Origin of the sequence: Bacillus sp. FSL W8-0920 (assembly GCF_038593215.1) — a bacterium.
GTDB classification, from domain to species: Bacteria; Bacillota; Bacilli; order Bacillales; family Bacillaceae; genus Bacillus; species Bacillus pumilus.
The window spans coordinates 2,928,354-2,948,954 of the sequence record NZ_CP151974.1; the positions used below are offsets into that span (position 1 = coordinate 2,928,354).

At 42.6% G+C, this 20,601-nt stretch carries 22 protein-coding genes and 2 pseudogenes; 6 read left to right on the forward strand and 18 right to left on the reverse strand.

All coding sequences use genetic code 11. The features are described from left to right. Window positions 1-22 precede the first annotated feature (22 nt). Window positions 23-1,155, forward strand: a pseudogene (locus NSS78_RS14955) (IS3 family transposase). 389 nt (window positions 1,156-1,544) lie between these two features. On the opposite strand, the gene erpA reads toward NSS78_RS14955, so the two are convergent. The 3 genes from erpA to NSS78_RS14970 form a co-directional block, all read right to left on the reverse strand. Beyond that, window positions 1,545-1,907, reverse strand: coding sequence for an iron-sulfur cluster insertion protein ErpA (erpA, locus tag NSS78_RS14960; RefSeq protein WP_017358921.1), 363 nt, complete (start codon window positions 1,905-1,907; stop codon window positions 1,545-1,547). A 73-nt stretch (window positions 1,908-1,980) separates the two neighbouring features. Beyond that, window positions 1,981-2,835, reverse strand: coding sequence for a diaminopimelate epimerase (gene dapF, locus NSS78_RS14965; protein ID WP_041091838.1), 855 nt, complete (start codon window positions 2,833-2,835; stop codon window positions 1,981-1,983). Window positions 2,836-3,105: 270 nt separating this feature from the next. Then, complete coding sequence (locus tag NSS78_RS14970) at window positions 3,106-3,342, reverse strand: YuzB family protein (protein ID WP_003213414.1); 237 nt, start codon at window positions 3,340-3,342, stop codon at window positions 3,106-3,108. A gap of 255 nt (window positions 3,343-3,597) precedes the next feature. On the opposite strand from NSS78_RS14970, the gene NSS78_RS14975 reads away from it, so the two are divergent. Beyond that, window positions 3,598-4,665 (forward strand): NAD(P)/FAD-dependent oxidoreductase, encoded by a 1,068-nt coding sequence (locus NSS78_RS14975; protein WP_212045504.1) that lies wholly within the window; start codon window positions 3,598-3,600, stop codon window positions 4,663-4,665. 49 nt (window positions 4,666-4,714) lie between these two features. Here the strand turns inward: NSS78_RS14975 and NSS78_RS14980 are convergent, their stop codons facing one another. Then, the gene (locus NSS78_RS14980) at window positions 4,715-4,945 is read right to left on the reverse strand and encodes a hypothetical protein (RefSeq protein ID WP_003213664.1); all 231 of its coding nucleotides are present in this window, start codon (window positions 4,943-4,945) and stop codon (window positions 4,715-4,717) included. 100 nt (window positions 4,946-5,045) lie between these two features. Further along, a complete protein-coding gene (locus NSS78_RS14985) occupies window positions 5,046-5,375 on the reverse strand; it encodes a YuzD family protein (protein WP_003212989.1) in 330 nt (109 codons plus the stop codon). Window positions 5,376-5,496: 121 nt separating this feature from the next. Between NSS78_RS14985 and NSS78_RS14990 the strand changes: the two are divergent. Then, a pseudogene (locus tag NSS78_RS14990) lies at window positions 5,497-5,796 on the forward strand (NifU family protein). Between the two features lie 211 nt (window positions 5,797-6,007). Here NSS78_RS14990 and NSS78_RS14995 read toward each other — a convergent pair. The 6 genes from NSS78_RS14995 to yutH form a co-directional block, all read right to left on the reverse strand. Beyond that, window positions 6,008-7,978: a S9 family peptidase gene (locus NSS78_RS14995; protein ID WP_212045505.1), complete on the reverse strand. Its 1,971-nt coding sequence runs from the start codon at window positions 7,976-7,978 to the stop codon at window positions 6,008-6,010. Window positions 7,979-8,280: 302 nt separating this feature from the next. Further along, window positions 8,281-9,213 (reverse strand): homoserine kinase, encoded by a 933-nt coding sequence (gene thrB, locus NSS78_RS15000; RefSeq protein WP_034620114.1) that lies wholly within the window; start codon window positions 9,211-9,213, stop codon window positions 8,281-8,283. Next, the gene (gene thrC, locus NSS78_RS15005) at window positions 9,210-10,271 is read right to left on the reverse strand and encodes a threonine synthase (RefSeq protein ID WP_044140848.1); all 1,062 of its coding nucleotides are present in this window, start codon (window positions 10,269-10,271) and stop codon (window positions 9,210-9,212) included. Before thrC ends, thrB begins: the two co-directional genes overlap by 4 nt. Further along, window positions 10,271-11,572 carry a homoserine dehydrogenase gene (locus tag NSS78_RS15010; RefSeq protein ID WP_003213524.1) on the reverse strand — a complete coding sequence of 434 codons (1,302 nt, stop codon included), beginning with the start codon at window positions 11,570-11,572 and terminating at the stop codon, window positions 10,271-10,273. The genes thrC and NSS78_RS15010 overlap by 1 nt, the downstream gene beginning before the upstream one ends. A gap of 208 nt (window positions 11,573-11,780) precedes the next feature. Continuing rightward, window positions 11,781-12,764: a D-glycerate dehydrogenase gene (locus tag NSS78_RS15015; protein ID WP_212045506.1), complete on the reverse strand. Its 984-nt coding sequence runs from the start codon at window positions 12,762-12,764 to the stop codon at window positions 11,781-11,783. Window positions 12,765-12,849: 85 nt separating this feature from the next. Next, window positions 12,850-13,860, reverse strand: a complete 1,011-nt coding sequence (gene yutH / locus NSS78_RS15020; protein WP_034620180.1) for a spore coat putative kinase YutH — start codon at window positions 13,858-13,860, stop codon at window positions 12,850-12,852. A gap of 132 nt (window positions 13,861-13,992) precedes the next feature. Here yutH and NSS78_RS15025 point away from each other — a divergent pair, with 132 nt between their 5' ends. Next, the gene (locus NSS78_RS15025; RefSeq protein WP_003213652.1) at window positions 13,993-14,493 is read left to right on the forward strand and encodes a phosphatidylglycerophosphatase A; all 501 of its coding nucleotides are present in this window, start codon (window positions 13,993-13,995) and stop codon (window positions 14,491-14,493) included. 42 nt (window positions 14,494-14,535) lie between these two features. Here the strand turns inward: NSS78_RS15025 and NSS78_RS15030 are convergent, their stop codons facing one another. Genes NSS78_RS15030 through NSS78_RS15040 form a run of 3 tightly spaced genes read right to left on the reverse strand, consistent with a single transcriptional unit; the run spans window position 14,536 to window position 16,057 of the window. Then, window positions 14,536-15,309, reverse strand: a complete 774-nt coding sequence (locus tag NSS78_RS15030; protein ID WP_212045766.1) for a TIGR01457 family HAD-type hydrolase — start codon at window positions 15,307-15,309, stop codon at window positions 14,536-14,538. Between the two features lie 18 nt (window positions 15,310-15,327). Beyond that, window positions 15,328-15,762 (reverse strand): DUF86 domain-containing protein, encoded by a 435-nt coding sequence (locus NSS78_RS15035; protein WP_212045767.1) that lies wholly within the window; start codon window positions 15,760-15,762, stop codon window positions 15,328-15,330. A 19-nt stretch (window positions 15,763-15,781) separates the two neighbouring features. Next, window positions 15,782-16,057, reverse strand: coding sequence for a YutD family protein (locus NSS78_RS15040; protein WP_003213192.1), 276 nt, complete (start codon window positions 16,055-16,057; stop codon window positions 15,782-15,784). A 120-nt stretch (window positions 16,058-16,177) separates the two neighbouring features. Here NSS78_RS15040 and NSS78_RS15045 point away from each other — a divergent pair, with 120 nt between their 5' ends. Further along, window positions 16,178-16,813: a YhcN/YlaJ family sporulation lipoprotein gene (locus NSS78_RS15045; RefSeq protein WP_050944070.1), complete on the forward strand. Its 636-nt coding sequence runs from the start codon at window positions 16,178-16,180 to the stop codon at window positions 16,811-16,813. Window positions 16,814-16,851: 38 nt separating this feature from the next. On the opposite strand, the gene lipA is transcribed toward NSS78_RS15045, so the two are convergent. Then, a complete protein-coding gene (gene lipA / locus NSS78_RS15050) occupies window positions 16,852-17,748 on the reverse strand; it encodes a lipoyl synthase (RefSeq protein WP_034317455.1) in 897 nt (298 codons plus the stop codon). A gap of 327 nt (window positions 17,749-18,075) precedes the next feature. Here lipA and NSS78_RS15055 point away from each other — a divergent pair, with 327 nt between their 5' ends. Next, a complete protein-coding gene (locus NSS78_RS15055) occupies window positions 18,076-19,020 on the forward strand; it encodes a M23 family metallopeptidase (protein ID WP_249118194.1) in 945 nt (314 codons plus the stop codon). Between the two features lie 56 nt (window positions 19,021-19,076). Here NSS78_RS15055 and NSS78_RS15060 read toward each other — a convergent pair whose 3' ends face one another. The 3 genes from NSS78_RS15060 to NSS78_RS15070 form a co-directional block, all read right to left on the reverse strand. Next, window positions 19,077-19,307: a hypothetical protein gene (locus NSS78_RS15060; RefSeq protein ID WP_212045508.1), complete on the reverse strand. Its 231-nt coding sequence runs from the start codon at window positions 19,305-19,307 to the stop codon at window positions 19,077-19,079. Window positions 19,308-19,433: 126 nt separating this feature from the next. Beyond that, the gene (gene yunB, locus NSS78_RS15065) at window positions 19,434-20,204 is read right to left on the reverse strand and encodes a sporulation protein YunB (protein WP_080772989.1); all 771 of its coding nucleotides are present in this window, start codon (window positions 20,202-20,204) and stop codon (window positions 19,434-19,436) included. Window positions 20,205-20,273: 69 nt separating this feature from the next. Beyond that, on the reverse strand, window positions 20,274-20,579 hold the full coding sequence (locus tag NSS78_RS15070) for a YunC family protein (protein WP_050944071.1): 306 nt from the start codon (window positions 20,577-20,579) through the stop codon (window positions 20,274-20,276). Window positions 20,580-20,601: the final 22 nt, after the last annotated feature.

Sequence of the window (20,601 nt, forward strand, 5' to 3'; positions counted from 1 at the left end):
AAAACATGGAGGTGTTTTTTCTATGGGGACAAGAGTGAGTTATCCGGTTGAAGTCAAACAGAAGGCTGTAGAAATGAGATTGGGCAGGCGTACCTATGAAAGAGATCATGCAGGAATTGAATATCAAGAATAAGACGCAGGTTCAGACATGGGTGAGATGGCATAAAACTGGGGATACACACAGGTTCGAACAACCTGTTAGAAAACAATATACCTATGGAAAGGGTCCCGAGTACTCTTCTGAATTAGAGCGACTACAGGCAGAAAATCGCTATTTGAGTCAACAGAATGAAGTTTTAAAAAAGTACAACGAATTGGAAAGGAAGTTGATAAGGAAACGTCAATCAAACTGGTAGAAGAATTGTGCAAAACGATGACGGTACAGGACATCTGTGTCCATTTAGGCATCTTACGTACTTCGTATTATAGATGGAAAAAGGATTTGACTCAGACTCATTCTAAAAGACAACTAGAGAAACAGGTCGGCACGTTGTGTCGAAAGCACAAATATCGATATGGTTATCGGAAAATCACAGCCATACTAAAAATGAGAATGCGTATTAACCATAAAACTGTTCAACGTATCATGCAGAAAAACCAGTGGCAATGCCGGGTTAAAATGAAAAAGCGTAAGAAGAATGGGCAGCCTTATGCCGTAGCCGGTAATATACTGGATCGGAATTTTCAGTCTGATCGCCCTCTTGAAAAACTAGTCACGGACATCACGTATTTGCCTTATGGACAGAAACAATTGTACCTTTCCAGTATATTGGATTTATATAATGGAGAAGTGATTGCTTTTACAATTGGTGATAAGCAGGACACAGACTTTATCTTAAACACACTTAATCAGCTCCCAGCACTTCCTGAGAATTGCGTGTTACATAGCGATCAAGGTTCTGTGTATACATCTTACGAGTATCAGAAAGCTGTTCATATAAAAGGCATTACCATGAGCATGTCCCGTAAAGGGACGCCCGCTGATAATGCCTCCATCGAATCGTTTCATTCCTCACTAAAGTCTGAAACGTTCTATCTTAACAGGATTGATCGCACTACGACCACCATCGTAGAACGCACTGTTATAACAACATTCGTATTCAAACGAAACTAAACAACCAATCACCGATAAACTATCGGCAATTGGCTGTATAAAGGTGTTTTGATTCCTGTCTCAAAAACGGGGGTCAGTCCCCTCCTTCAAAGTGTTTTTTATTATAATAACACTTACTGTTATACAATTCGAATAGCTGTTATCCACTACATATACAGAGTCTGAAGGACTACCTCTTATGTCTCAGACATATCCTGCTACAATATCCTCAAGTTCCTGTTGTATATAGAAAAGTCTAATCCATTTTTTTCTTTTGTGATGCCAAAGCTAATTTTCTCTTTATAATCGACATATATTTCTAGTAGATCGAGACAGTATGTTTCAAGCTTTCCCTGTACAGCTTTACTTGAAGCCTTTAATATCATTTAAAGGCTTGTGTACACTCAAAATTCCAATGTAATTCATAACCAGTAACACCCATTTAAACTTTTCAACACTCTTCTGGCGTACCGGTATTCGTGGCTGTTCTGAACGAAGAACCGCATCCGCATGAAGCAATCGCGTTCGGATTGTCAATCGTGAAACCGCCGCCCATTAGTGATTGTTTGAAATCAATGATGGTGCCGTTCATGATGTCAAGGCTTTCGGAGTCGACAAGGACCTTGATGCCCTGCTGTTCGAACTGCGTGTCTTTCTCAGAAACTTCATGGTCAAAACCCATTCCGTATGAAAGACCGCTGCAGCCGCCGCCTTTTACGCCCACTCGTAGGAACGCATTTTCTTCTTCATGTTCTTTCATCATATCTTTAATCTGCAATGCAGCAGCTTCTGTAATCGTTACTGGTGTACTCACGATCATCCCTCCTTTTGACTGGATGTTTCTTTTCAATTATAAACGTGATGTTGCCTTTTCTCAAATAATTGGTTTAGAGATAGAATGTGCCGTCACAAATTGTTTCAGCAGGTCCTGTCATCAGCACATGGTCATTGTCTTTCCAGCGAATGATGAGGTCTCCGCCAGCTAGATGAACGGTCATATCCGTTTCTTTTTTCGCATGTCCATTGACAATCGTTGATACAGCCGCAGCACATGCTCCTGTACCGCACGCTTGCGTAATCCCTGATCCTCTTTCCCACACGCGGAAATGCAGTTCCGTTTCACTGACACGTTCCACAAATTCTACATTGACGCCTTCTGGAAACATGTCATGCTTTTCAATAATTGGCCCAAGCGAATCGAGCGGCGCCTGTTCAATGTCTTCTAAATAGAAAACGATATGGGGATTCCCCATTGAAACAGCTGTTCCATTTAAGGTCGTCGTGCCAAAATCAAGCGGTTCATTAATCGTTGTACTGGCCGGTTCACCAAGCATTGGCATCGCTTCTTTTTCAAAACGAGGTTTACCCATATCTACTGTCACTAACTGAACGTGACCATCCTGCACATGAACGGTCGCTTCAACAAGTCCTGACAATGTCTCAATCTGGAACGTTGTGTCTGTTACGATTTGATGCTCATATACATATTTTGCAACGCAACGCAGACCGTTACCGCAGTTTTTCCCCTCTGATCCATCATTGTTGAAAATGCGCATCTTCACAGGCGCAACATCTGATGGGCAAATGAGGATCATTCCGTCTGAACCGATTCCTGTGTAAACAGAAGAAACCTGAATTGCTATCTCTGACAGCTGCTCTTCTGGAAGCTGTTCCTTCATCTGATTGACGTATATATAATTGTTTCCTAGTCCGTGCATTTTCGTGAATTGAAATGATGTCATGAGCGTCCTCCAAAAATGTTGTTTCTTTATAGTATAAAAGGAGTCGATTCAGGAGACAATCTTATCATCCCCCGTTTTTCATACATAAAAGCTCTTTGCTGCCATGGCAAGGGGCTTTTATTATGCATATGCCTCATTTTCTCTCGTGTGATGCTTCATTTTAATGATATTTTATTAGCATAACATATTGGATGCGCTTTCTATTCATTCTCCTTAAAAATGGAAATTTAAAATATGAAAAAAATGCACCTCATGACCCATGTGGTGCATTTAAAACATCTCATTTTCCTCTATAAAAGCATAAATACGCTCAACTAGCTGCTCTGCATTTTCTCCGGAAACAAATTCTCCATTCACGAGTGCAAATGGGGAGTCCATACATTTGCCGCAGTAGCTTAAACAGCCGTATTCCATAACGTCTAGGTTTGGGTCTTTATCAAGCTTCTCTTTTGCTTCTTGAGACCCTTGTGCAAGATTACTTACACAAAATTCGATCAGTGGGAACACTTTGCTTCACCTCACATTGCTTTACCATCCTACCGAAATTCCTTCTATTAGTCAAAACATGAGCTTCACCTGTATCGTTACGCCTATTCCTCGTAAAATGTTTTACTATTTAGGACTAACTAATGAATATGTAGGTTATTTTGAAACAATTATTGTGGTTTCACAGTAAATTCGATATAATTTTATTTGGTATTTTAACTTAAAGTTTTTTAGTATAAGTGTTTTTCAATGTCTACGGGGAAAAGGAGAATCGTCATGAAAAATTTAGTCTTGATCGGCGGAGGTTACGGGAATATGCGGGTTCTCCACCGCTTATTGCCAAATCAATTACCTGATGATGTTACTATCACATTAATTGATCGAAATCCTTACCACTGTTTAAAAACAGAATATTATGCACTCGCTGCTGGAACGATCTCTGATCATCACATTCGAGTATCTTTTCCAGAGCATCCGAAGCTGGATATTCAATATGGGGAAGTAGAAAAAATTGATATTGAAAACAAACAGATCTTATTCAGCGACCGTGAACCCATTCCTTATGACGACACGGTGATTGGACTCGGCTGTGAGGACAAGTATCATAATGTCCCTGGTGCGAAAGAACATACATACAGCATTCAAACCATTGATCAGTCAAGACATACGTATAACAAATTAAACAATTTGGGTGCAGGTGCAACGGTTGGTATCGTCGGTGCTGGACTTAGCGGGGTAGAGCTAGCCAGTGAATTAAGAGAAAGCCGTGCTGATTTAAACATTATTCTTTTTGACCGCGGAGAGCTGATTCTATCAAGCTTCCCAAAAAGATTAAGTTTATATGTGCAAAAGTGGTTTGAAGAAAATGACGTAAAGATCATTAACTGTGCCAATATTACGAAGGTTGAAGAAGGTGTTGTTTACAACCATGATGATGCCATTGAAGCAGAGGTCATCGTATGGACAGCAGGCATTCAGCCAAGCAAAGTGATACGAGAGATGGATGTTGAAAAGGACGTACAAGGCCGCGTCGTATTAACACCTCATCACAATCTCCCTGGAGATGAGCACGTCTATGTCGTGGGTGATTGCGCAAGTCTTCCGCATGCCCCAAGTGCACAGCTTGCCGAGGCGCAGGCAGAACAAATTGTCCAATCTCTGCAAAAACGCTGGAAAAACGAGCCGCTTCCTGAGGCTTATCCTCAGTTTAAGCTAAAAGGTGTATTAGGCTCTTTAGGGAAAAAAGCCGGCTTTGGCTTAGTAGCAGATCGTCCACTTATTGGCCGTGTACCAAGACTTCTAAAATCCGGACTCCTTTGGATGTATAAGCATCACAATGGCTAACATCATGTGAATTTTATCTCAAAGCTCCCTCTCGTCGAGGGAGCTTTTTCTATGAAACGGCATGTGCCGATGAACGGGTCCATTTGATCGGAGCAAGGGCAAGGATGCAGTCTTTACGAAACGTTCTCATCGTCTTTTTCGATAAACAATACGCTTGGATGAGCTGGTCTGTTTGACGGTGGACAATGATTTTACGCTTCGTGCACTCTCCGTTTTTCTTCATATAAATCATCTCAATTGGTATTTGCTGTTGAAGAGATTGTTTCAGTAAATAATTCATGATGCTCACGCTCCTTTCATTTCATTATAATCGAACAAACGTTCTTTTTCAACCCGGAAAGGAACGTTTGTTCTGTTTATTTTCTCAAAAAAAGAACAGTTTATTCACTGCTCTCCGTGTAACCGTATTTCTCCATTTCTTGATAAATGTCTTTTAATTTTGGATTGCCCTCTCCGACAATTTGATCCTCCACTAAGACAAGCGGATAAAAGAATTCATCATCAAGAATTCGTTCGGACAATTCCTTTTGGTGTTCGTTTTCTGGTGGGTGCTCAATATCAATATATGTGATGCGAAACGGCTGATTTGGATATTTTCGTTTTAACGCTGCATCTAACCACTCAAATGTGTCTTTTGATGAAGGCAGATTCACGCAGCTAGCGCAAAGTACATCTCTTCCATATACATAAAGATCGACGGTTTGATTCATTTGACAAGCCCCCTATTCTTTCTTTATTTTAGCTGAATTTTCTGTATGAAAAAAGTCAAAATCACTTTTTGTTTCAAGATGAGATTGTGCTATAATGAGAAGGAAACTTTGAAACCAATCAATAGATTTTTATCGTCCAGATGAATATAATGGTGATATGTTGTGAAAGGAGCGATTGTATCTAATGACTGAAGTCGAAATGAAAGACCAAGTACAGGAAGTACTAGACAAACTTCGTCCATTTCTATTACGTGATGGTGGAGACTGTGAGCTTGTAGACATTGAAGATGGCATTGTCAAATTGCGTCTTCTTGGTGCATGCGGCAGCTGCCCAAGTTCAACCATTACATTGAAAGCCGGTATTGAGCGCGCATTATTAGAAGAAGTGCCTGGCGTTGTAGAAGTTGAACAGGTTTTCTAATTCATATATGACATGAAAACGACCCGAATTTGGGTCGTTTTTTTCAGTATTAGCCTTTTTCAGCGTGATATGAAAACCCTTGAATTCTAGGAAGGACGAGTACTGGCGCGGAGCGAATTGATATTCGTGAGCACAAGCACGCAGGACTGACACGGAATGCGAGGGTTTGTCATCACGCTGAAACGACCCGATTTGGGTCGTTTTTTTATTATTAGCTTAGCTTCTCTCTAAACCAATCCTTTATAAAGGTCAGTCTTTGAATACGCTGCCCCGGATGGCCGCTTCTGGATAAATCATGAGATGCTTTCGGGAATTTGACGAGCCTTGTGTCTTTCCCAAGCTCCTTCAGTGCTACAAAAAGCTGTTCTGCTTGATCGACTGGGCAGCGATAGTCTTCGTCGCTGTGTAGGATGAGAAGCGGCGTATTTACCTGCTTCACATACTTGAGCGGCGAACGATCCCATAGCTTATCGACTGAATCATAAATATTCCCATCCATCTGCCACCTTGTGAAATAATAACCGATATCACTGATGCCATAAAAGCTAATCCAGTTTGAAATGGACCGCTGTGTGACGGCTGCGCGAAAACGGTCGGTCTGTCCGACAATCCAGTTGGTCATAAAACCGCCATAGCTGCCGCCTGTCACTCCAAGTCTTGTTTCATCAAGGAAATCATAGGCTTTCAGCACATGATCAACAGCCTGCATGACATCCTCATAATCAACGTCACCATAACTCCCTCTCACACGGTCGGTAAACATTTGTCCGTATCCATGACTGCCATGAGGATTGATATATACGATGGCATAGCCTTCCGCGGCAAGCATTTGAAATTCATGAAAATACGTATAACCATACATGGCATGCGGCCCGCCATGAATTTCTAAAATAAGCGGATAAGTCTTCCCCTCTTCCAATTGGGATGGCTTCATAAACCAGCCATGCACCTCGTCGCCTTCTTTTGACTGAAACGAAAATGGCTCTGGTACCGATAGGACATGCTCCTTGAGGAATTCATCATGCTCGAACGTGATTCGCTTTAGATCCGCCTCCCCTAATGTCAGCTCATACAGCTCACTTGGAGAAACGGGTGACAGCCGGCTCAGCAGCATTTTGGATTCATTCGGATGAAGGCTGAAGTTTGTGATATGCTCTGCCTCTAATCGAACAGGATAGGCTAAGCCTTCAACAGAGAAATAATAAATCCCTGTACTGCCTTGATCAGAAACAAGCGCATAAAACCCTTGGCTATCCTTTGTCCACTGCGGAAACTGATTGGCTTCGCCCATAACACTATCCCCTGCCATACAGTTGCCCACATACATATCGAGCATTTCTGACAGCTGAACGCCGTTTCCCTCCTTCAGATCATACAGCCATAATGCTGGGAACGTAGCATTTTGAAATTCTCGCTCATGTCCGATATACACGAGGCTTTCTCCATTAGGAGCAAAAGACACGGCGGAATAAGCGCCAGCAGATTGTGTAATTTTCTTTGTCGTACCGTCCTCTAATGATTGGAGGCATACATCACTTATGTAAGGTTTCTGAGGATTTGATTGAATATAGGCAAGCCATTTCCCGCACGGAGAGAGCGTGTGATTCACATGATGATGCTGTCCGCTCGTAACTGCCTCGATCTCTCCTGAATGAACATCCACTTGAATGATCTGCGTAAAACGCCCATCTAAAAAACCTCTGCCATCTGCTTTATAGGTCAAATCATCATATACCGCAGGAGCGAACTCATCTCGCTCTTCCTTCTTTTCATCATGTATAGACTCTGTTTGTTTCAGTGACACAGCCGCATAAATGAAAGTTCCATTTGGTGAAAAGACAGGATGAGATACTCCGTATGGAATCGACGTTAAGGTACGCACACCGCCTCCCTCGCTCTGAATCAGTGCAAGCTGGGGAGCTTCCTTTGGCTTTTGCAAAATAAACGCAAGCTGCCTGCTGTCTTTTGACCACACTGGCTGATGATGCTTTCCATCCTCAAATGTCCATTGTGACAGCTCCTCTGTCTCTTCATCTCGAACCCATAAATGGATGTTGTAATCGTCCTTTTTGTCATTCACCGTGACCTTTGTAAAAACCGCCTTTTTTCCATCTGGTGAATAAACCGGATGAGAAACAGAAACAATCTTCGTTAAATCTTCTGCTGTCATCAATTTCTTCATGAATGTATCTCCTCCTTTTATGCATAAAAAATAGTTCGATCCTCTAAATAATAATCCCTGCTTCATTTTATAAAAACAAGAATAAAAAAAGAACGTGCATTTTTACAGCACGTTCTCAGGTTATTGAAAAAGGGCTAAAATGATCTTTATTTTAGCTCTTTTTCTTCTTTTCAGCGTGATAGAGAACCTTTGCAGTCTAGGAAGGACGAGTACTGGAGCGGAGCGAATTAATATTCGTGAGCACCAGCACGCAGGACTGACACCGAATGCGAGGGTTTGCCTACACGCTGGAACGTGCATTTTTACAGCACGTTCTTTACTTGATTGACTGGATCATGCTCCACGACAACACCTTCTACTGGTACTGTCAGCAAATCTACTTCGCAATGCGGGAAGTTTTGGGCAAGCTGCTTTTTCAGCGCTTCTCCCTTCCCTTTTTCAACTAAGGTTAAGATTGTCGGACCAGCACCGCTTAATGCCGTTCCATACGCTCCTTTTAGCGAAGCGACATGCTCTACCTTCGACAGCTCTGGGACGAGCATTGTGCGGTAAGGCTGATGAAATAAATCCTTATTCATCATTTCTCCAACAAGCGGCCAGTTTTGCGTCATTAAGGCGGCAACAAGCACGTTGCTCACAGCACTCGCACTGACAGCATGTTTATAGGAAAAATCCTCTGGCAGGACATCACGGGCATCCTTTGTCAGTACTTCATAAAAAGGAATCACGACAACAACATCTATATCCACATGCTTCACTTTGACAGCATGTGTCTTGTCTTCTTCATGAAGACCAATCAGTAAACCTCCGAATAAAGAAGCACCCGCATTATCTGGATGACCTTCTACCTCACTTGCAAAAAAGAGCTTTTGATCATCCGGCATATTTAATTCGAGAAGCTGATTGGCTAGCTCAATGGCTGCCACAATTGCAGCAGCACTGCTGCCCAGCCCCCGTGCCAATGGAATATCACTCCACACTTTGACATAAACAGGCGGGAGTGTTTTTCCAAAGTGATCTGCGACCTTTTTGGCTGTTTGATAAATGAGGTTGTCGGTGCCTGATGGAATTCCAGACACGACATCTGATTCTGCTTCAAACAGCCAGCTATCATGGTCATAGACCGATAGCTTTAAATAGCGGCTGAGCGCCATTCCAACTGAATCAAAGCCTGGTCCTAAATTGGCAGTGCTTCCCGGTACTGTGATTGAAAAAAGCATGGAGGCTTTACTCATACGCGCGCGGCCTTTTCTAAGTGTTCAAGAATTTGATCTTCATCTGCATCAAGTGTGACCGGCTTAATTTGTGAAATATCAATGGCCGTATTCGGATCTTTCAATCCGTTGCCTGTTAATACCGCAACAACTTTACTGCCTGGCTTGATTTCTCCGGATTTCACCTGCTTTAGCACACCTGCGATAGACGCACATGAGCCTGGCTCTGCAAACACACCTTCTTCACGAGCAATCAATTGATATGCATGGAGAATTTCTTCGTCTGTCACTTCATCAATCTTTCCGTTTGATTCATCTGCCGCTGCCACAGCTTGTTTCCAGCTTGCAGGATTTCCGATACGGATGGCAGTTGCCACTGTTTCTGGCTGTTCAATCACTTCATTTCGCACGATCGCTGCTGCGCCTTCTGCTTCAAAGCCGCGCATAACAGGCAGTCCAGTTCCTTTTTTCTCATGGTATTCCTTGAAGCCTTTCCAGTAGGCGGTAATATTCCCCGCATTTCCAACAGGAATCGCCAGTACGTCCGGGGCCGAGCCTAGCTGCTCACAGATTTCAAATGCCGCCGTTTTTTGTCCTTCAATTCGGTACGGATTGACAGAGTTAACAAGGGCAATCGGCGATTTTTCACAGATGCTGCGGACGATTTTCAGTGCATCATCAAAGTTACCGTCAATTGCAATGATCTCTGCTCCGTACATCACAGCCTGTGCAAGCTTGCCAAAGGCAATTTTTCCGTCTGGAATGATGACGATACATTTCATATCAGCACGAGCAGCATAAGCCGCTGCCGCTGCAGAAGTATTCCCTGTCGAAGCACACATGACCGTATCATTGCCTTCTTCTTTTGCCTTTGCAACAGCCATGACCATCCCGCGGTCCTTGAAAGAGCCTGTTGGATTGACGCCTTCTGTTTTCACATGAAGCTCAATCCCTAGCTTTTCCGAAAGCTTGGCAAGGTGGATCAGCGGTGTATTCCCTTCATTTAATGTTAGTTTTGGTGTTGATTCGTTTACTGGTAAGAATTCTTGGAATTCTTCAATAAGTCCATTCCACTTCATCAGCTTAAACCGTTCCCTTCTACTCGGTACGTGCTCTTCACTTGAACCACCACGTCGAGATCGTTTAATTTTTGCAGGATATTTGAGAAATCTTCTTCTGAGGTCCGGTGTGTAATAATCACAATTTCAGCCAGCTCATCATGCCCTTTCACAGGAAGCTGAAGGATCTTTTCAAAGCTGATGCCTCTTTCAGAAAAAATAGATGTAATGCGGGAAAATGCCCCGACTTGATCTCTAACATGAATTCTTAAAAATTGCTGAGCAAATACTTCCGACGGTGATTTGATCTTTTTCTCAAACTCCGGTGCGATAAATCCGCTTCCGTTCACGCCAAGACGCATGTTTTTCATGACTGCGACTAAGTCTGATACAACAGCGGTTGCCGTTGGCAGACTTCCAGCTCCAGGTCCGTAAAACATCGTTTCCCCTACAGCACTCCCATAGACATACACCGCATTGAATTCATTGTTGACTGATGATAACGGATGGTGATCAGGGAGTAAGGTTGGCTGGACACTGACTTCCACTTTCTCTCCGTCCCGCTGGGCAATTCCGATCAGCTTCATTGTGTAGCCAAATCGTTTACTGAAATTAATGTCTTCATCAGAAACGTCAGAGATGCCTCTGACCTTCACATCGTCTAATTCCACATTCATGGAAAAACCGAGTCTTGCAAGAATCGCCATTTTCCTTGCTGCATCCAGTCCTTCTACATCAGCTGTCGGGTCTGCTTCTGCAAAGCCAAGATCCTGCGCTTCTTTTAAGACATCCTCATATGCGCTTTTATCGACGTTCATTTTCGTTAATATAAAATTGGTTGTGCCGTTCACAATTCCCATCATTTTCGTAATTCGGTCAGATGCCAATCCTTCCTCCAGCGTACGCAGAATCGGAATTCCTCCGGCGACACTTGCTTCATAATAAAGATCACAGCCATTTTCTTTCGCCACATGTAAAAGCTCTGTTCCGTAAAGTGCCATTAAATCTTTATTGGCGGTAATGACATGCTTCTTTTCATTTAACGCATCTATTAAATATTGTTTTGTCTCTTCAATGCCGCCCATCACTTCAATAATGACGTCGACCTCTGGATCTCTAATCACATCGTATACTTCAGTTGTGAAGACTTCTCTTGCCACATCCACATCTCTCTTTTTATCGGGATTGCTCACAAGCACTTTTTGTATTAATACCGGACAGCCGATCTGGTGCATTAATTTATCCTGATGATCTTGGATAATCTTGACGACACCGCTTCCCACTGTTCCTAATCCTAATAGTCCAACTCGAATTGCCTTCACCTGAAATTCCACCTTTCTCCGTCAATGTCCTCTCTAAAAAGACATTTGTTAACCTAACACAGACATTCAATGTACACACATTATAAAGGGGTATCCTCATTTTGACAAGGTAATAAAATATGAGATTGTTAGAATGAAACCGCTTAACAGCTATTTATATCAAGATTCTATATTTTCAAAATATTTTTGTCAGAAAAGCTCCCGAAACTCAGGGAGCCTGAAATGATGAACGAACCGGCGTTTTGGCTTGCTGACCTTGTAGGACAAGCGCAATATTCTCAGCACATAAACGCATCATCGTTTTTCTCGTTTCGACACTTGCACTTCCAATATGAGGGAGAACCGTGACGTTACGTAATGTTGTTAACGGATGAGATGGGCTGACAGGCTCCTGTCTAAATACATCCAGACCAGCGCCGGCAATTTTTCCTGTCGTGACTGCCTCATATAAAGCATCCTCATCCACAGTCTGTCCTCTTGATACGTTAATAAAATAAGCAGAGTTCTTCATCAGATCAAATGCCTTTTCATTAAACATGTCTTTCGTTTCTGGGGTTAACGGCGTCAGGCAGACGATGAAATCAGACTGCGTGAGCAAGTCCTCAAAAGCCGCATAGGTCACGCCGAGCTGCGCTTCTGCCTCTGGCTTTCTTGACCGGTTATAGTACAGCACCTTCATGTCAAAGCCTGCTGCCCGCTTGGCAAGCGCTGTTCCGATACTGCCCATGCCGACAATTCCAAGGTTTTTGTGATGAACATCAGCTCCTGAAAGAAGAAGCGGTCCCCAGCCTGTCCAATTTCCTTCCTTAATCCAATCACTCGCCTCGACAATCCGTCTAGCTGACGCCATCAGAAGGGCAAAAGCTAAATCAGCCGTGGATTCCGTTAATACATCAGGCGTATGACAAATGGTGATGTTGCGCTTATTAGCGGCTTCAAGATCAATATTGTCATAACCCACAGCAAGGTTTGCGATCACCTTAACATGTGGAGCCTTTGATAAAAGGGCTTCATCTACTTGATCTGACAGCATGGTGAGAAGCGCATCCGCTTTCGCTGCTTGTTTTTCTAATTCTTCTCGTGGACATGGCTCATCTTCGCTTGGCCACATCTCGATATGAGCGACTTCTTTTAGTGGTGTAAGTGATGCTTCATCCAGCTTTCTTGTGATATAGACATAAGGTTTCGTCAAGAAGAACACTCCTTTGATTGATTTCTTTAAGCATAACGAAAAACGCCTCAAGAGAAAAGAGACGTTTCATCTGTTCACTGAAACTTCAAATCAGTGGACCTGTGATCCAGCCAACAGGTGGAATGAGGCTCCCGCCGCTTCGCATGGCACTCATTTCTTGAAAGACCTTGAGAAAGTATTCATAGCGATTGGCATCATTTAAGACGTAATCTAGCCGTTCTTCATAATATGATTTTTCATTTTCTCCCGACATGTAGTAGCCTTCTACAATTTCAAAGTAATGAAGCGGGAACAACAGGCGGCTGTATAACAAACGCTTAGAAAAGGAAGAAAGTGGTGTCACCTGCTCATATTGCTGTAGAAAAGAGAAGCCCTCCTCAATTAAATCTTCCTTATGCTGGACAAAGGTTTCTCTTAAGTATTCGGCAATATCCCGGGTTGGATGATCAAAGACCCAATCTACAGGTAAACGAAGCGGCTGCTCATGCGGCCATGTCCTTCGCGAAAAACGCTGGTGGCAGACAGTGCCTGAGTCACATTCTTTCGGTTCATCATCCAGCTCAGTATCCACTAAATATTGAATGGCGTTTTCCGTTAATCCAAGATAATACGGAAAGGATTCGATGAATTTTTTTTCAAACCGTTCCAGTGGTTTTTGGTGCATTTGCTGCATCCAAAAGCCTTCAAGCTGATCTAGCCGTTTTGCCCATAATTCCTTCCACGCTCCCACACGTTTTGTTTCAGACACCTCATATGGAAATCCTCTTCCCCTGACATGAAAGGCCGCCAGCTCTGACGCCTGTTGAAACGAGCGGCTCGAGATCGGCGGTGCTGCCTTTAATAAAGCATACAGCTCCTTTCCATGAGTAAAGGTGGGCTTCTCTTCATTTGTTAATTCAAACACAGCGACGTATGGGTCTCCGGCATTCAGTAAATACTGACTGATATGAAACAGCTCTGTGAGTTCTTCTTCTCGCAAGTGAGACACAGGAACAATGATAAAGAGAGCCTCCGACGTTTGAAAGCTCTGATAACTGCCATATGGCATAAGTTGACGCACATCAATACCAAATGTGTGATAAATGGTTTCTTTCATGTTTTCACCTGCGTTCATATGATCGATCTCTTATCATATCGTAGTCGCAGGTTGAGGGATTTATGAATACTATTTACTATCCGAAGCTTTTTACACGTTGTGGACAAATTACGAGGATTGGGTGAGGAATATATGCCGCATCATCATGAGATGAACGAAGTAGAAAAAACAGCAAGACGCCGTTTACAAGAACGAGGCGTATCCATTCAAGATATAGCAGACCTTGTCTACTTTTTACAGGAAAAATATCATCCTGGCTTAGACATGACAGAATGCATCCACAATGTGGAGCGTGTCATCGCAAAACGAGAAGTCCAAAATGCGATATTAACTGGCGTCGAACTAGACGTACTCGCCGAGCAAAAAAAACTGACCGAGCCGCTTCAGTCTATTCTAGAAACAGACGAAAGCCTGTATGGTGTTGATGAAATTTTATCGTTTGCTATCGTCAATATTTATGGTTCGATCGGCTTTACGAATTACGGATATATCGATAAAGAAAAACCAGGAATTCTCGGGATACTCAACGATAAATCCACAGGGGAGTGCCACACCTTTTTAGATGACATTGTCGGCGCCATTGCTGCTGCAGCATCAAGCAGGCTGGCACATAGTGCGAGAAATGTGGAATAAAGCAAAAAAGAGGACGCGCGCATAACGCTTGTCCTCTTTTTTTTATGATAATCGTTCAATCCACTCAGATAATGAATCAATGACATAGGTTGGCTGTTTGTCATATTTGTGAAGCAGCTCTTTTGTTGTCACGCCTGTATGAACGAGCAATGTGTCCATTCCTGCATTCATCCCTGCCATAATATCCGTATCATAGTTATCGCCTACCATGAGCGTCTCAGACACATCCGTCCCGAGCACTCGCATGGCTTGTTCCATGATGATCGATTCTGGCTTCCCGATAAATGTTGGCTGGACTGTAGTAGTCACGGTCAATACAGATGTTAACGAGCCGTTGCCTGGCAAAAGCCCTCTTTCGGTTGGAATAGCAATGTCTCCATTTGTTGAGACAAATTGTGCGCCTTGACGGATGGCAATCGCACCGACTGCGAATTTTTCATATGTAATGCTGCGATCAATTCCAACAACAACGAAATCAGCGTTTTCCTGACCAAACGTCAGCCCTTTTTCTTCAATGGCCTGCTTGATTCCTTCTTCACCGATGACGTAAACAGACGCGTCTTTCTTTTGTTCGGCAATATAATTGGCTGTTGCCATACTTGTTGTAAAGACTTGTTCTTCTGTTGCTGGGATATCGAATGAAACAAGTTTTTCTGCTACCTGCTTTGGCGTGCGTGACGAGTTATTCGTGACAAACAAGTAGGGCATGTTTAGCTCATTTAACTTTTGAACAAATTGACCTGCTTCTTCGATCTTTTCTGTTCCTTTATACATGGTTCCATCTAAATCAATTAAATAGCCTTTGTATTTCATGATGTTCACAACTCCAATGGATTATTTAAACGCTGATACTGGGCCTAGCTCCTGCTCTAAGTAGGTACGGATGCGGTTTGGGAAAACCTGTAGCGCATGCTCAACCTCGCTGATCACCTGCAGCAAGTCGTGATGAGCCACTTCTTGGTATTGCTGTACAAGTGTTTTGCGGCACGAGACAAGCTTTTTCAGCTGACTGCCTTCCTCTTCTGGTACAACCTTTTCATCAACAAGAATATCCATGATGTCATCATAGCTTCCTGGATCACGCATAATAAAGCCATCAATCATGTCATTTCCCGTATCAAGAATACATTCGACGAGCAAATGGACAATTCGTTCCAGCGCTTTTTTCTCTAGTGGACTTGTCCATGTTTGATGACTACGCATCAACTCATATTGCTCCTCGAAAAAACGTAATGTCTCTTCAATTTTTTTTCTGTCTACGAAATACATCATGACGCTCCCCTTTGCGTTATTTTCTGATTCGTTTTAAGACAAAATAGGCACAGCCAAAATTACAGTATTCATAAATGTATTCATCGAGTGTGCTGATTTTTGTATCAAATGTGGCCTTTTGGTTTTGGTCATCAAAGAACCCCTTCAATCTCAGCTGATTGTAGCCCCAGTCCCCCACAATATAATCATACTTATTTAAAATATCTGAGTACCTTGCTTTAAACGCTTCTTCATCAAAACCGTCTTTAATATCTCTTACAAGATCAAAAGTAGCATTCTGAATGACGATCATCTTCTCACCTCTTTTTAAACGATCCATCTTTAATGATAATTCATTGGAAGAACTCCATCAATTGCTAAAGCATGTTTTTTCAGATTTAGCCGAAGCTAAAGAAAAAAGGAGGTCACTTTTATGAAGAAACAACTGACAGCCGCGATTCTTCTCAGCATGCTTTTAGGCGGGTGCGGCTTTCAATCAGGTATGAACCGGCAAGTGGATGAAGATTCTTCAAGTAAAACCATCCGTCTGTCGGATCGTCATGAAGGAAATAATTCCAACATGCCAGAAGCAGACACAAACAGAGCAGGGTATGTTCGTTATCAGCACCAGCAAGTAACGGATCAGAAAGAAAGAACACCTGCTTTAAATCGCGAGCATCTTGCCCACGTCATCACAAGTTTAACTGTGCAGCTCCCAAACATCAAAGATGCAGCCACACTTGTGACAGATGAGGATGCACTGATTGTGTATCGAACAGGCAACAAAAACCGGGATGAATCTGCCGATCAAGTAAAGAAAACGGCGGTTTCTGTTCTCCCTCGTTATTATCATGTATACGTCTCTGATAATCCAGAGCACTTTCAATCCATTGCCAATTTTTCACGTCTTCAAACCAATTCACGTGATTTTGATCAAATCTTAACCAAAACAATTCAACAAATGAAATATTCTCCTCAAGGTGGAGATATTTCTACGAAAGAAGATGCAAATGGTATGACGAATTCCGACCGTACCATGAGAAGAAACGCCCCTTACGGCCAAAATTAATACGAGAAAAAACGCCAGAGAGCTCTGGCGTTTTCTTGTTATGCTTGCGCCTGACGCTTTTTAGACGCTTCATTTACTTGTTCATCTGCATGGTAGGAAGAGCGCACAAGCGGTCCAGCTTCACAATGGCTGAAGCCTTTTGACATGGCAATTTCTTTCAGCTCTGCAAACTCATCCGGATGATAGTATTTTTGAACTTTTAGATGTTTTTTCGAAGGCTGTAAATACTGACCAATCGCCATAATATCGACGTTGTTAGCAAGAAGATCATCCATGACTTCAATGATTTCTTCCTTCGTTTCACCGAGTCCAATCATAATGCTTGATTTCGTTGGAATGTCGGGCTGCATTTCTTTTGCACGGCGCAAGAATTCTAATGAACGATCATATGTAGCACGCGCACGAACCCTTGGCGTTAATCTGCGAACTGTTTCAATATTGTGATTTAAAATGTCAGGACGTGTGTCCATTAACGTCTTCAAATTATCGTAATTGCCGCCCATATCTGAAGGGAGAACTTCAATTGTCGTAAATGGGCTTTTTCTTCTAATGGCACGAACGGTTTCAGCAAACACACCTGCTCCGCCATCCTTTTGGTCATCCCTTGCAACCGCTGTTATGACAGCATGCTTTAAGTTCATCAAAGCCACTGAATCTGCCACGCGTTCTGGCTCTTGCAGGTCTAGCTCAGTTGGAAGTCCAGTTTTCACCGCACAGAAACGGCATGCGCGCGTACAAACAGATCCAAGGATCATAAATGTAGCGGTTCTTCTCACTGCCCAGCATTCATGAATATTCGGACATTTTGCTTCCTCACAAACGGTATTCAGGTTGTTTTCCCGCATCATTTTTTTCAAACCGGTATAGTTTTCATTCGTATTCAGCTTAATTTTAAGCCAGTCCGGTTTTCTTACGTGCTCTTCCTTCTTTGCCAATTCCATCATCTCCATATGAATTCGTTAAAGGTGCATCTACAAAAATCTTCCTGCTATATACGATGGATGCAGCTAAGAAGCTGCAAAAAATTGAATCTTCGGCCTAAAGCCTTTTCTTTAGACACTTTAACATAGTACAGATTGAACAACAAGGGAATGAGCTGCAAAAATACCCAAAAGCCTCCTAAAAAAATCACAAGAAAATTACTAACATTTTCTTCTTATGAAATAGGGTGATCTAACCACACTAAACGGTAGAAGACGATGCTTGATGAAAGGAGATGGACGTTTGTGAAAGTGGTTTTAGCCATCATGATCGCTCTTTCAATGCTTCCTTTACCTGTTCATACGCAGGGGGAAGGCAAGCAGCCAGATGTACTGAAGCAGCGAATGGCACTTTACGAAAAAGTCGCCATCACGACACAGGTTCCATGGTATGTACTTGCTGCGGTTGATCAGTATGAGCACAATATTCGAAAAAGCAGAAGAGATTTACCGAAACAAAAAGGCGTCATTGGCATCTACATTCCCCGGGAAATGTGGATCGGCCCTGAAAACCCGAATAAGCAGGATACCTCTCCTTTAAGCATTAAAGTGTTTGATGGAATTGGACTTGATGGCAACGGGGATGGAAAAGCGAACAGCGATGACGATGAGGATGTATTATTCACGTTTGCTCAATACTTGCTTCATTACGGCAACAGCATTGATCAATTAAAAATTGCTTTATGGGACTATTATGGACGAGATCAAACCGTTGGAATCATTTCATCTTTTATGAAGCTATATCAGCACTATGGTCATCTTGACCTCGGAAAGCACGCTTTCCCTCTTCCAGTCGGAGCTGACTACAGCTACCGGAGTACATGGGGAGATGCAAGAGGATTTGGAGGCAGAAGAATTCATGAGGGTACGGATTTATTTGCCCATTATGGACTTCCCGTTCGTGCGACATCGTATGGCGTGATTGAAATGAAAGGCTGGAACCGCTTTGGCGGCTGGCGGATTGGGATTCGAGATATTCATAACCATTATCATTACTTCGCTCATTTAAATGGCTTTGCAAAAGGACTCAAAACAGGTCAAATTGTTGAACCCGGACAGGTCATTGGATCTGTCGGAAGCTCCGGTTATGGCCCTCCAGGCACAGCAGGAAAATTTCCGCCGCATCTTCACTATGGCATGTATAAAGACAATGGCAGAACTGAATGGTCTTTTGATCCATACCCTCATTTAAGGGCGTGGGAAAGAGCTGAGCGAAAACGACATTAAAGAAAAGGAGAAGTTTAGCGTTTTCGCACCCTTCTCCTTTTTCATGTCTAAGCAAGTTACTGCTCATTTTTCTCCTTCAAACCTAAAATTAAAAATAGAATTCCCATGATGAGAAAAATGAAATACACAACGGTTACTTCCAATGGAATCATGTCAAACATACCTCTAAAAATATTGATACTTAAGCTTTCATTTCTGACCAGTAAAATGGATGCTGTGATATATTTAGCACTAAATACTATAGCAAAAATCAAAAAACAAATACCACTTACATAAAGTTTCTTCATAAAGCTCCCCCTAATAACAATTAAAATTGATCATGACACATTCATCTATATGGAATCAAGTAGTGAATGAGGTTTTTATTTCCAATGACTGCACATCAAAAAACAGCCCAATCATTCCTTGGGCTGTTATTCTTTCTTCTCCTTTTTCTCTGGGAGAACAATCGATGGAGCGCCTGAGTTCGTTCCGCTGCCATTGTAATAATCTGGTACGTCCCCTTGAACGGCTTGGATGGAGACGGGAACTGAGTTTTTGACCACGATTGTTTCAGATGCAAACGGGATGATGACTCTCACCTTGACCTCGATTAGAACACTAATATCAATCAAGGCATTGTTGATGCCATAAGGCTTAATGTTTTTTTCAACGTCCGTATGCGGATCGCCAATGACACTAAACCGTACAGGCACTTTTGGTCCTAGGTTGGCGATGAGTGCATTTCCGGACGCTTGCCCAAGCGGAATGTTATATATAATGCCGTCATGTCCATCTGTTTGATCCTTTAATGCTTCTTTTGCCTCTTTTTGAAAGTTCCCCTTTTCAATGTCCTCTAAATTTTTTTGAAGATGACGTGATAGGTCAGCCATTGCTTTAGATGTTGCTTGCGCATTAAAATCGATGGTCGTTACTTTTCCGTTCTCACTTGTATTCATAACCACCATATCCTTCATATTCTCCTGATCTTCTGCAAAGTCTTGGACGGAATATTGAATCAGATGATTGGCGATACGCTCTGTTTCTAGTTCAGCAATGTGTATAAGGGTTGGTTTAATGGAGCGGTTAATAAAAAATAGACTTATGACGGTTGAGAGTACAAAGAATAAGATCGCAAGCAGCATGACGTATCGGAATGGCAAAGGGCCCTTTTTATAGGGGCGATAGCGGCGGTTCATTCTCAATAAAAAATCCCCCCTTCTCCATTACAAGTGTATGCAGACAGGCGGGGGGATAGGAATCATCTCTTCATTTTATTTCACCATTTTTAATAAGGCGTCTCTTCCAATGGTTCCAACTGTAATGCCTAACGCTTCTGCAGCGTATGTCACAGATTCTAAAGGGGCATCAAGCAATTGCTCTATCGTTCTCACACCAACTGCTCTCCCTGCGATAATACCTCTATCTGCAAGCTTTTCATTTAAGAGCCCGACATCCAGTGCACCGCACATAATATACCCATGTTCATTTGTCACTGCCATAAAATTCGTCTTCGGCAGTTTGACGGTGACGGCTGTAAAGGAATGTCCATCAATATTAATAGGTGTTAAATTCACCAAATCCCTTCACTCCTCTCATCAC